This is a genomic window from Anaerostipes sp. MSJ-23, from assembly GCF_018918155.1.
GTDB lineage: Bacteria > Bacillota > Clostridia > Lachnospirales > Lachnospiraceae > Anaerostipes.
Genome location: NZ_JAHLPY010000015.1, coordinates 13,372 through 25,823, shown reverse-complemented (window position 1 = coordinate 25,823; position 12,452 = coordinate 13,372). Strand labels below are relative to the sequence as shown.

Here is a 12,452-nt window from a genome sequence, read left to right as displayed (position 1 = left end):
ATTGCAGGCTCTGGGTCAGAACAATCTGACTTATCCTGTAATTTTTATACCAAAAATCAGGGCATTTTCATTAAAATCGGCTCAAAAATCATGAAAAGAAAGGAGAATTGTCATGAGTGATGAAAAGAAGACAGTTCTATCCATGCGACATATTAATAAAACATTCCCGGGAGTGAAAGCACTGTCCGATGCACAGCTTACATTGAGAGAAGGAGAGATTCATGCCTTAATGGGAGAAAATGGTGCAGGAAAATCTACACTGATCAAAGTTCTTACAGGAGTTGAGGAATTTGAGACAGGTGAGATCATCATGGATGGAAAAAGTATTATTAACACATCCCCTCAAGAAGCGGGAAACAATGGAATCAGCACCGTTTATCAGGAAGTAAACCTGTGTCCAAATCTAACGGTAGCAGAAAATATCTTTATCGGAAGAGAACCAATGAAAATGGGGAGGATCGACTGGAAGACGATGAATACACAGGCACAGAAGATCCTTGATAATCTGGAATTAGAAATTGATGCCACACAGGAATTGGAAAACTATTCCGTAGCGATTCAGCAGATGGTGGCGATCGCAAGAGCAGTTGACATTCAGTCAAAAGTATTGATCCTTGATGAACCAACATCAAGTCTTGATGAAGGAGAAGTTGAGAAATTATTTAAGGTTATGAATATGTTAAAGAAACGCGGAACAGCGATCGTATTCGTAACACACTTTTTGGAACAGGTCTATGCAGTCTGTGACAGGATCACAGTACTTAGAAATGGACATTTTGTAGGCGAATATAAGACAGAAGAGCTTCCAAGATTTAAATTAGTTGCAACAATGATGGGAAAAGAATTTGATGATCTGGCAGACATCAAAGGAAGTGGAACATCATCAAAGAAACAAAGCGACGAAGTTGTGATCGAAGCAAAAGGTCTTTATCATAAAGGAACGATCAAACCATTTGACATTAAGATCCATAAAGGAGAAGTTGTTGGATTATCTGGATTATTAGGATCTGGACGTTCTGAACTTGTAAGAGCAATTTATGGAGCAGATAAACCAGATGGAGGAGAATTATATGTCAAAGGAGAAAAATTAGATGTCAAAGCACCAATTGATGCAATGCATAAAGGAATGGCATATTGTCCGGAAGATCGTAAAGTAGAAGGAATCATTGCAGATCTTTCTGTAAGAGAAAACATGATCTTGGCACTTCAGGCAAAACGAGGAATGTTCAAACTGATGAGCAGAAAAGAACAGGAAGAGTTGACAGATAAGTATATTAAGATGCTGCAGGTTAAGACAGCAAGCAGAGAAACACCGATCAAATCATTAAGTGGTGGTAATCAGCAGAAAGTAATCCTCGGAAGATGGCTGATGACAGAACCAGATTTCCTGATTCTTGATGAACCAACCAGAGGTATTGATGTTGGAACAAAGACAGAGATTCAGAAATTAGTCGTAAAACTTGCAAATGAAGGAATGTCTGTTGTATTTATTTCATCCGAAGTAGAAGAAATGCTTCGTACCGTGACTCACATGGGAATCTTACGAGATGGTGAGAAAGTCGGAGAATTGGAAGAAAGTGAATTATCACAGGAAAATGTAATGAAAGCAATCGCAGGAGGTGACAAATAATTATGGATAAATTAAAAAAGATGACATCATATCGCCTCTTCTGGCCAATTGTATGTCTGGCACTTGTATTATTATTTAACCTTATAAAATCCCCATCATTTTTTGAAATCTCAATTAAAAATGGTGTGTTATATGGATATCTGGTCGATATTTTCAACCGATCCAGTGAATTGATCATCTTAGCAGTTGGTATGACACTTTGTGTAGCATCCAGTGCAGGAACTGATATCTCTGTCGGAGCGATCATGGCATTATCAGGAGCTGTATCTGTTTATCTTCTTGGAAGTGGAGAAACATATGCAATTCCTTGGATCGCAGCAATCCTGATCGGGCTTGTGGTATCTGTATTATGTGGTATGTGGAACGGATTCTTAGTTGCGAATATGAAGATCCAGCCAATGGTAGCAACCTTGATCTTATTTACCGCAGGACGAGGAATGGCACAGTTGATCACAGGTGGAAACAACTTATATGTCAAAGTGGACAGCTTTAAGTATTTAGGAGGATTTCTGCCACATATTCCAGTTCCAACACCGATTCTGGTAGCGATCATCGTAGTCATTTTAGCAACATTATTCTTAAATAAGACAGCAACAAAATTGTATATTGAAAGTGTAGGTATCAACCCAAGAGCCAGTCGTTTGTTTGGACTGAATTCTACAAAGATCATCTTTATCACATATGCAGCCTGCGGACTTTGTGCAGGAATCGCAGGAATGATCGCAACATCAAGAATCACATCCATTGATGCAAATAACGTAGGAAACTTGATGGAATTAGATGCGATCTTAGCAGTAGCACTTGGAGGAAACTCTCTTGCAGGTGGTAAATTCTCAGTCGCAGGAAGTGTTATTGGAGCGATCACGATCCAGGCATTATCTACAACATTATATGCAATGAAAGTAACTGGAGATCAGCTCCCACTTTATAAAGCGATCGTGGTTATCATAATCGTGACATTACAGTCTCCAGAATTTAAGAAATACTTAAATCGTATCAAAGCAAAACGTGCAGCAAAAACTGCTGGAGAGAAGGTGGCATAATGGCAATGGTAGAGAAAATTAAAAATAAACTTAGAGGAAATGGATTTTTGCTTGCAGTTACGATCGTATTATTCTTCGTGCTCTATATTGCAGGTGCGATCCTTTACGGAGATCGAAACTTTACAAGCCCACAGGTGTTTTTAAACTTGTTTATTAGTAATGCTGGATTGATCATTGCAGCCGTTGGTATGACATTTGTACTGATCACAGGAGGAATCGATATTTCGATCGGTTCTGTCATCGGTGTTGTTTGTATGATGCTTGCATGGATGATGGAAGTGAAGCATATGAGCGCAGTCGTTGCAATTATTCTGGTATTAGTATTTGGTGTGATCTTCGGATTGGTTCAAGGATTTTTAGTAGCTTATTTAAAAATACAGCCATTCATCGTAACACTTGGAGGAATGTTTTTTGCCAGAGGTCTTACAGCATTGATCAGTTCCGATATGATCAGTATTGAAAATCCTACATTTTTAAGTCTTGCAAACTATCGAATTTATTTTGGATTTATTACATATTACAACAACCGAGGAGTTGCAATGCATCCTTATATCTACCTAAGTGTTGTCATTGCATTATTGGTTGTAGCGATTTCTTTTGTGATCCTTCGATACACAAAATTTGGACGTGCCGTATTTGCAGTAGGTGGAAATGAACAGTCTGCATTATTAATGGGATTAAATCCTAAAGTTACAAAGTTAAAAGTTTATGTGTTAAATGGATTTTTAGCATCATTAGCTGGATTTGCTTTCTGCTTAAACTCTTGTGGTGGATTCGTAGAGCAGGCCAGAGGATTTGAGATGGATGCGATCGCAGCAGCAGTTATTGGTGGAACACTTTTAACAGGAGGTGTTGGAACTGTCGTAGGATCACTATTTGGATCACTGATCAAGGGCATCATTGAAACGATCATTACATTCCAGGGAACATTATCATCCTGGTGGACAAGAATCGTGATCGCATTACTTCTTTGCTTCTTCGTAATCTTACAGAGTGTATTTAAATCAATTCGTGAGAAGCGTCTTGCACAAGGTAATGAAAAGTAGATAGTTATATTTGGTTGATGTATTAAAGGAGGAAAACAGTATGAATAATATGCCAAAAACAAAGATCGGGATCGTAGCAGTCAGTCGTGACTGCTTCCCAGAAAGTTTATCAGTTACAAGAAGAGAAGCATTGATAAAAGCATATAAAGAAAAATATGATCCTGAGGACATTTATGAATGTCCAGTCTGTATCGTGGAGAGTGAGATTCACATGGTACAGGCATTAGAAGATATTAAAAAAGCAGGATGTGATGCATTAGTTGTTTATCTTGGAAACTTTGGACCAGAAATCTCAGAAACACTTCTTGCAAAACACTTTGATGGACCAAAGATGTTTGTGGCAGCAGCTGAGGAAAGTGGTGATAACCTCTTAGATGGAAGAGGAGATGCATATTGTGGAATGTTAAATGCAAGTTATAATCTGAAATTAAGAAATATAAAAGCATATATTCCTGAATATCCAGTAGGAACAGCAGAAGAATGTGCAGATATGATCCATGAATTTTTGCCGATCGCAAGAACAGTAAAAGCATTAAGTGAATTGAAGATCATAAGTTTTGGACCAAGACCACTGAACTTCCTTGCATGTAATGCACCGATCAAACCATTATATGATCTTGGAATCGAAATTGAAGAAAACTCAGAATTAGATTTATTTGAAGCATTTAATCAGCATGAAGGGGATGAAAGAATTCCTGCGATCATAAAAGAAATGGAAGAAGAACTGGGTGCAGGAAATAAAAAACCAGAGATTCTTTCCAAGCTTGCACAGTATGAATTGACACTAAAAGACTGGATCAGGGATCATAAAGGTTACAGAAAATATGTAACAATTGCCGGAAAATGCTGGCCAGCATTCCAGACTCAGTTTGGATTTGTACCATGTTATGTAAACAGTCGTTTGGCAGCACAGGGAATTCCAGTATCCTGTGAAGTAGATATCTATGGTGCATTAAGCGAATTTATTGGAACGGTTGTAAGTCAGGATGCTGTGACATTATTAGATATCAACAACTCCGTACCAGCAGATATGTATAATGAAGAAATTAAAGATAACTATGACTATACACAAAAAGATACATTTATGGGATTCCATTGTGGAAACACAGCAAAATCTAAATTATCTTTCTGTGAGATGAAATATCAGAAGATCATGGCAAGAACATTACCGGAAGAAGTGACACAGGGAACATTAGAAGGTGATATCGCGCCAGGAGATATTACATTCTTCCGTTTACAAAGTACAGCAGATACAAAATTAAGAGCGTACGTTGCACAAGGAGAAATCCTTCCAGTAGCAACAAGATCTTTCGGATCTATTGGTGTATTTGCTATCCCAGAAATGGGAAGATTTTACCGCCATGTACTGATCGAAAAGAATTTCCCACACCATGGAGCTGTTGCTTTTGGTCATTTTGGAAAAACTTTATATGAAGTATTCAAATACATTGGTGTTGATGTCGATGAGATTGGATTTAATCAGCCAAAGAATATGCTTTATAAGACTGAGAATCCATTTTCATAAATAAATTTTACCTATTAACTTTTTACTCCTTCTTGGGAAAAACTGCATGCGGTTAGCATGCAGTTTTTTTCTGATATATGGAAGATTTATTGAGATTAGTTATGAAATTAATTACTAAGAACAGTTCCAGAAGCTCTCTTCTGCTTTCGATATTTCGAAGGAGACATAGATTTCCAACGCTTAAATGCTTTGGAAAATGTTGCAGGGTCTCCATACCCGCAGGAATTACTAATGCTTTCAATAGAAAGAGTCGTTGTACTTAATAACTCAGATGCTTTCGTGAGTCGAAAAGTCGCAAGATAATCTTGAGGACTTTGTTGGAAATATTTTTGAAACAATAAGTAAACATAACTTCGATCAATACAAAGATATTTCGCAATGTCATAAATATGAATCCCATCCCAATAATTATTTTTAATATATTCGACTGCTTTGTTGATATAAACATATTCAGAATCTGTCTGTGTATCTGTCTCCATTGGATTTTCTGCAAGAATTGAAAGAAACTCATATAAAAGACCAGTTCTTCGAAGATCTGAAGCAAAACCAGATCTTGCATGAACTAGCATATCATTGACAAGCCAGTATAAATCTTTCCCTTTATCACAATGAAAAACTGGCTGCGAAGAAGAAAGACCAATCTGTTTTAATAATTCAGGAACCATCGTTCCGTTAAATCCAACCCATAAATATTCCCATGGTTCTTTTGCATCAGCTTGGTAAAAAGTAAGCTCATCTGGTTCGATAAAGAATCCTTGCCCAGTTTCTAAATGATAGGTCTTATCACCTTTTTGAAAAATTCCTTTCCCGTTTAAAATAAAATGAATTAAATAATGTGGGCGGACGGCTGGTCCAAAACTATGGAGAGGAGCTGTCGTAGAATATCCGCAAAATTGTAATAAAAGATCTCGGTCTTCATTATTTAAAAAAGTTAAAACTTGTGCTTGTTCCATAAAAAATCCTCCTAAACATGATCTGATTATAAAATATTCTGATGATTTATTCAACATTTTGACAAAAATATAAAACAAAACTTCATAACGCAAGATAAAAATAGATGCTATACTTTAAGTACATCATGAGAGAAGAAAAACAAAGGGCCTTACAATTAAAAAAGGAGAAAAACGATGAATTTAACAAAAAAAGAAAAATTTTCATTTGGCTTTGGAGCGCTTGGAAAGGACGCTATCTGTTGCTTTGTAGGTAATTTTCTAATGTTCTATTTTACAGATGTTTTGTTTTTGGCACCAGCTTTTGTAGGAACATTATTTTTTGTAGCAAGAATATGGGATGCGATCAATGACCCGATGATGGGACTGGTTGTTGATAACACTCATAATCGATTTGGCAAATTTAGAACGTGGTTATTGGTTGGAACACTTTTAAATGCAGTTGTATTTTTTGCAATGTTTAATACATTCGGACTTCATGGAAAAGCACTGTATATTTATGTATCAATTGCATATATTCTTTATGGAATGACATATACGATCATGGATGTTCCATACTGGTCATGGCTTCCAAACTTAACAAATGATCCACATGAAAGAGAATCAGTATCAGTTATTCCAAGATTTTTCGCAAGTTTAGCAGGATTTTCTATTGGTGTTTTTGGCTTAAGTATGATCAATGGAATGGATAAGATTTTTGGAAATGGCGATAGAACCGCTGGTTTCCGTATGGTAGCATTAGTAATTTCTATTTTATTTGTATTTACGATCAGTGTAACAATCGTTAATGTAAAAGAAAAAGTAACTGAAAAAGCAGCAGAACATACAAGTTTTAAACAGATCATCAATATTTTATTTAAGAATAAACAGTTAATTGCATATATTGGATTATTATTAGCTTATAATCTTTGCATGCAGATTGTAAATGGAATCATCATATATTATTTCAAATATGTTGCAGGAAAAGAAGGATTATTCTCTATCTTTAGTGTATGTATTTTAGCAGAAATGGGAGGACTTGTTGTATTCCCTAAAATCGTAAAAAAATTAGGCAGAGAAAAAATGTTTGCAATGGCTTGTGCATTTCCAATCATTGGTCTGATCGTTATTGCAGTCGCAGGCTTTGTGGCACCAACAAACCCATTATTCGTAATCTTAGGAGCTGGAATCTTAAAACTTGGTTCAGGATTTGAACTTGGAGTTGTAACAGTTTGCATCGCAGATGTTATTGATTACAACGAATTATTATTTGGAACAAGAAATGAAAGCATTATTTGTTCTACACAGACATTTTTAATGAAAGCATCTCAGGCAGTATCTGGTCTGTTAACAGGTGTAGGACTTGCAATGGTAGGCTATAATGCATCATTACCACAGCAGTCAGCAGCAACATTAAATGGAATTAGAATCATCATGATCGTCATTCCGATGGTATTTGCAGTGATCAGTTATCTGATTTATGAAAAAGCATATAAATTAAAAGGTGATTATTTAAATAACATGGTCAAAGAATTCAATGTAGTTCATGAGGCCTAAAAATTAAAACGAGTAGGAGAACTTTTATGAGTATTTTTTATCACGAGACATCACAGGAATTTCATCTGAAAAATGAATCTGTCAGCTATATTATGAAAGTACTGAAAAATGGACAGATCGGACAGCTTTATTATGGAAGTGCGATTCCGGATAAAGAAGATTTTGGATATTATATAGAAACAATGCATCGTCCAATGTCATCTTATTTGTTTGAGGGAAATCTTACATATTCCCTCGAACATTTAAAACAGGAATATCCATCATATGGAACAACAGATTACCGCGAACCTGCTTTTGAGATCTTGCAGGAAAATGGAAGTCGTATTTCGGATTTTGTATATGAAAGCCATAGGATTTATGATGGAAAACCAGAACTTCAAGGATTACCAGCTGTTTATGTAGAAGAAAAAGAAGAAGCACAGACATTAGAGATCATTTTAAGAGATTCGCTTACTGGGGCAAAAATGACATTATACTATACGATCATGAGAGATTTTCCAGTGATCACAAGAAGTATGAACCTTGAAAATGATGGAGATCAGTCTTTTGATCTGACAAGAGCGATGAGTGCGTGCTTAGATCTTCCGGATAAAGACTATGAGTGGATACAATTATCAGGAGCCTGGGCAAGAGAACGAGAGATTAAGACAAGAAAATTAGAACAGGGAATACAATCTGTAGGAAGTCTTCGAGGAAATTCAAGTCATAACCATAATCCGTTTATTGCATTAAAAAGACAATCTGCGGATGAATTTCAGGGAGATGTCATTGGTATGAGTCTTGTATACAGTGGTAATTTCTTAATGCAGGCAGAAGTCGATACCTATGATGTGACAAGAATACTTATGGGAATTCATCCAATGGGATTTCAATGGCATTTAGAGCCAGGAGAATCTTTCCAGACACCAGAAGCGATCATCACATTTTCAGAAGATGGGCTAAATGGAATGAGTCAGACATTCCATAAATTATTCCGTACAAGATTGGCCAGAGGATACTGGAGAGATAAGGAACGTCCAATTTTGATCAATAACTGGGAAGCAACGTATTTTGACTTTAATGAAGATACGATCGTAGAGATTGCAAAATCAGCAAAAAAAGCTGGAATTGAAATGTTTGTTTTAGATGATGGATGGTTTGGAACAAGAAATGATGATAAGCAGGGACTGGGAGATTGGTTTGCTAATTTAAATAAATTAGAGCATGGTATTTCTGGATTATCCAAGCGAATTGAAGAAGAATGTGGTATGAAGTTTGGATTATGGTTTGAACCAGAAATGGTAAACGAAAACAGTGATCTATTTCGTAAACACCCAGATTATCGAATCGAAACTCCAGGAAGAAAATGTTCTCATGGAAGAAATGAATTTGTATTAGATTTTTCAAGAAAAGAAGTTGTTGATTGCATTTATGATCAGATGGAAAAATTATTGGCAGATTCAAAAGTATCTTATATAAAATGGGATATGAACCGAAGTATCACAGAATGTTTCAGTAAAGGATGGGCAGCGAATAAGCAAGGAGAGATTTTCCATCGTTATATTCTTGGTGTGTATGACCTTTATGAGCGTCTGACCAAACGTTTTCCAGAAATTTTATTTGAATCTTGTGCAAGTGGAGGAGGACGTTTTGATCCAGGAATGCTTTATTATGCACCACAAACATGGACAAGTGATGATAGTGATGCGATTGAGCGTATTAAGATTCAATATGGAACAAGTATGGTATATCCATTAAGTAGTATGGGTGCTCATGTATCGGTAACACCAAATCATCAGCTGTTTAGAAATACACCATTATCTACAAGAGCGAATGTTGCATATTTTGGAGCGTTTGGATACGAATTAAATATTGCAAAGTTGTCCAGAGAAGAACAAGAAGAGATAAAAAAACAGGTAGAGTTTGTAAAACAGTATCGAGGATTGATCCAGAAAGGAACATTTTATCGTCTGTTAAGTCCATTTGAAGGCAATATTGCAGCGTGGATGGTTGTCTCTGAAGATAAAAAAGATGCGATCATGGGATACTATAAGATCTTAAATGATGTCAATTGTCCATATCGCAGATTAAGATTACATGGATTAGACGAAACAATGGAATACACGATCGAAGGAATCGAGGGAAAATATTCTGGACGAGAACTTATGAAAGCGGGAATGATCACTTCAGATCCATCTGCTGGTCAGGTTATTGATGGTGGAGAAACATGTACTGATTTCTGGTCTAAGATTTATCTATTCCATGGAGAGAAGTAGAATCATGAGATCAAATGTAAAAAAAATAAAGTTTATAATGATGATATTTGGAAATCTTTTTATGGGAATTGCGGTTGCAATCTTAAGAATGTCAAGATTCGGGACAGATCCATTTACCTGTATGAATCTTGGTGTCAGCAGTTTTTTAAATATCTCATTTGGAACGTATCAATTAGCGGTTAATGTTGTGATCTTTTTATTTGTATTATGGAAAGGACGACATTGTATCGGACTTGGAACGATCGTCAATATGGCAGGAATAGGTTATGTTGCAGATTTTGGTGTCTTTGTTTTGACAAAGATTTTGGGAAATGCACAGATTTTGCCACTTGCGATGAGGATTTTTATGATGATCCTTGCAGTTATTTTGTGTTCCTTTGCAGCGGCTATGTATATGGAAGCAGACATGGGAATCGCACCATACGATGCATTTGGAGTGATCATTGAAGAATCTACAAATGGAAAGATTCCATTTAAAGCAGCAAGAGTTGTTACAGATGTTATCTGTGTAGTGATTGGATTCTCTTTCGGAAGCATTATAGGTGTAGCAACACTGATCACAGCGTTTTGTATGGGTCCACTGATCGGATGGTTCAGAGGTACTTGTATGGAAAAACTTATTATAAAATATAGTAACTTATAAACAAATTTAAATAATAAACAACTCCTTAAACACATAGGAAAAATTCCAGAATGGTTTTATGAAAATAGAACTTTTCTGGAATTTTTCATTTTGAGAGAGTCTTCAATCTAAAATATATGTAGATAAAAGTGAATTGATCACAAAACCAGGAGCAGATAATAAGAAAGAAATCTAGTCAAAGAATCACTAATAAATTTAATAGTAACTTTAAAATCATCACCTTCAAGCTATAATAAAGCAAAAGAATAGTTAGAAGGGGATTTTTATATGGCGAAATATCAAAAGAAATTAGAAGAAGACATAAGGTGCCCTCTGGAATATGGATTAACAAGAGTTTTAGACGATATAGAAATGCTAGCACAGGTTCATTATGTGCTTGTAAATCCTGATTATCAAGGAATGGGGATTGTAGGAAAGATGATCGAATATATCAAAGAAAAATATAAAGACTTTATGTATATTGAAGGAATGCCAGAAGATAAAAATAATGTACCATTTTACCAAAAACATGGATTTTCTCTTATGGAAAATGGTGCGGCAATCCAGATTTGTAATTATGATAATGTGCATTAAATATTAATTAATAAATTGCGGGGATTTAATGATCAACACGTAAGCTGAAGGAATAATTTTATTTTTTTCAGAATGTTTTTTGTAGATTCCTTTATCTAGCTCTAATATTTTTTTATCAATATTGGAAATCATATCGTTAATATCACCATTTTTTAAATTACAATAAATAGGCAAGGAGAAACGAGAATGAGGAATGAGAATGAATTACTAGAGTTGATGCCAGTACCAAAAGCCTTTTTGAAACTTGCACTTCCAGCTATAGCAGCACAGCTTATCAATATTTTATACAATCTGGTAGACAAGATGTTCATTGGACATATTGAAGGGGCAGAAAAAGTGATGGGAAGTTGTACATGGATGTTGATTGTATTATCAGTCATATTAACAGTGATCATGTTGCTTTTTGGAAAAAATATTTTACAGTTGTTTGGTGCAAGTAATGATACGATCATTTATGCAGTGGACTATATGAATATTTATTGTCTGGGTACGTTATTTACACAACTAACATTAGGATTAAATGTATTTATTACAGCACAAGGAAAAACATTGATCAGTATGTGCAATGTGGCAGTTGGAGCTGTGACCAATATAGTGTTGGATGCAGTATTTATGAATGGTTTTGGTTTCTCCAGCATTGATGCAGTTAACAGAAAATATGGTAGCGATCAGTTTTAACACATCATTGCAAAAATACGGTGGAGATATGGCGGTTGCATCAATGAGTATTTTAACTAGTGTTATGCAGTTTGTTATGCTTCTTTTGCCAGGACTGGTTCAAGGAGCACAGCCAAAAAATATCGATAGGGTAAAGAAAACATTTCGTTTATTGTTGATCAGTTGTGTCAGTGGTTCCTTTTTGATCTGGCTTATTTGCATGATTTTTCCAGCAGCAGTTTCATCGATTTTTACAAATGATACAGCTTTGATCGTTTATACAAATAAAAGTATGCGGGTGTATCTGGCAATGATTTTGATCTATGGAGTACAGGTTGCATGCCAATATAGTTTTGTGGCATTAGATCAGGCACCGAAGGCAATTTTTCTTACGATCTGGCGAAAGATTATTATATTGATACCATTGATCTTTCTTTTACCTCATTTAATTCCAAATGCAGTAATGGGCGTTTATCTGGCAGAACCGATTGCAGATACGATTGCTGTTTGTACGAAAGGACCTATGTTTTATGCTTATTATCGGAAATTGGAATAATGATTTCTGATAAACGAGCCATCAATGACACATATGAT

General features: G+C 35.6%; 11 protein-coding genes. 10 read left to right on the top strand and 1 reads right to left on the bottom strand.

Features of this window, described 5'->3' with window-relative positions; translation table 11 throughout:
• Nucleotides 1-112: 112 nt before the first annotated feature.
• Genes KQI71_RS09540 through KQI71_RS09525 form a run of 4 tightly spaced genes read left to right on the top strand, consistent with a single transcriptional unit; the run spans nt 113 to nt 5,244 of the window.
• Nucleotides 113-1,630 carry a sugar ABC transporter ATP-binding protein gene (locus KQI71_RS09540; protein WP_009204424.1) on the top strand — a complete coding sequence of 506 codons (1,518 nt, stop codon included), beginning with the start codon at nt 113-115 and terminating at the stop codon, nt 1,628-1,630.
• A gap of 2 nt (nt 1,631-1,632) precedes the next feature.
• Nucleotides 1,633-2,673, top strand: coding sequence for an ABC transporter permease (locus KQI71_RS09535; protein WP_008391962.1), 1,041 nt, complete (start codon nt 1,633-1,635; stop codon nt 2,671-2,673).
• Nucleotides 2,673-3,719 (top strand): ABC transporter permease subunit, encoded by a 1,047-nt coding sequence (locus tag KQI71_RS09530; RefSeq protein WP_330655390.1) that lies wholly within the window; start codon nt 2,673-2,675, stop codon nt 3,717-3,719. Before KQI71_RS09535 ends, KQI71_RS09530 begins: the two co-directional genes overlap by 1 nt.
• A gap of 40 nt (nt 3,720-3,759) precedes the next feature.
• A complete protein-coding gene (locus KQI71_RS09525; protein ID WP_015530365.1) occupies nt 3,760-5,244 on the top strand; it encodes an L-fucose/L-arabinose isomerase family protein in 1,485 nt (494 codons plus the stop codon).
• 107 nt (nt 5,245-5,351) lie between these two features.
• Here the strand turns inward: KQI71_RS09525 and KQI71_RS09520 are convergent, their stop codons facing one another.
• A complete protein-coding gene (locus KQI71_RS09520) occupies nt 5,352-6,197 on the bottom strand; it encodes an AraC family transcriptional regulator (RefSeq protein WP_216435719.1) in 846 nt (281 codons plus the stop codon).
• A gap of 174 nt (nt 6,198-6,371) precedes the next feature.
• Between KQI71_RS09520 and melB the strand changes: the two genes are divergently transcribed.
• From melB to KQI71_RS12535, 6 genes are all read left to right on the top strand, one after another.
• Nucleotides 6,372-7,730: a melibiose:sodium transporter MelB gene (gene melB, locus KQI71_RS09515; protein ID WP_216435717.1), complete on the top strand. Its 1,359-nt coding sequence runs from the start codon at nt 6,372-6,374 to the stop codon at nt 7,728-7,730.
• A 26-nt stretch (nt 7,731-7,756) separates the two neighbouring features.
• Entirely contained in the window at nt 7,757-9,985 is a 2,229-nt protein-coding gene (locus tag KQI71_RS09510) for an alpha-galactosidase (protein WP_216435716.1), read from the top strand.
• Between the two features lie 4 nt (nt 9,986-9,989).
• Nucleotides 9,990-10,628 carry a YczE/YyaS/YitT family protein gene (locus tag KQI71_RS09505; RefSeq protein WP_253288019.1) on the top strand — a complete coding sequence of 213 codons (639 nt, stop codon included), beginning with the start codon at nt 9,990-9,992 and terminating at the stop codon, nt 10,626-10,628.
• 267 nt (nt 10,629-10,895) lie between these two features.
• Nucleotides 10,896-11,201, top strand: coding sequence for a GNAT family N-acetyltransferase (locus KQI71_RS09500; RefSeq protein ID WP_216435714.1), 306 nt, complete (start codon nt 10,896-10,898; stop codon nt 11,199-11,201).
• A 186-nt stretch (nt 11,202-11,387) separates the two neighbouring features.
• Nucleotides 11,388-11,879, top strand: a complete 492-nt coding sequence (locus KQI71_RS12540; RefSeq protein WP_253288018.1) for an MATE family efflux transporter — start codon at nt 11,388-11,390, stop codon at nt 11,877-11,879.
• Nucleotides 11,818-12,414, top strand: a complete 597-nt coding sequence (locus KQI71_RS12535; RefSeq protein ID WP_253288017.1) for a hypothetical protein — start codon at nt 11,818-11,820, stop codon at nt 12,412-12,414. Before KQI71_RS12540 ends, KQI71_RS12535 begins: the two co-directional genes overlap by 62 nt.
• Nucleotides 12,415-12,452 lie beyond the last annotated feature (38 nt).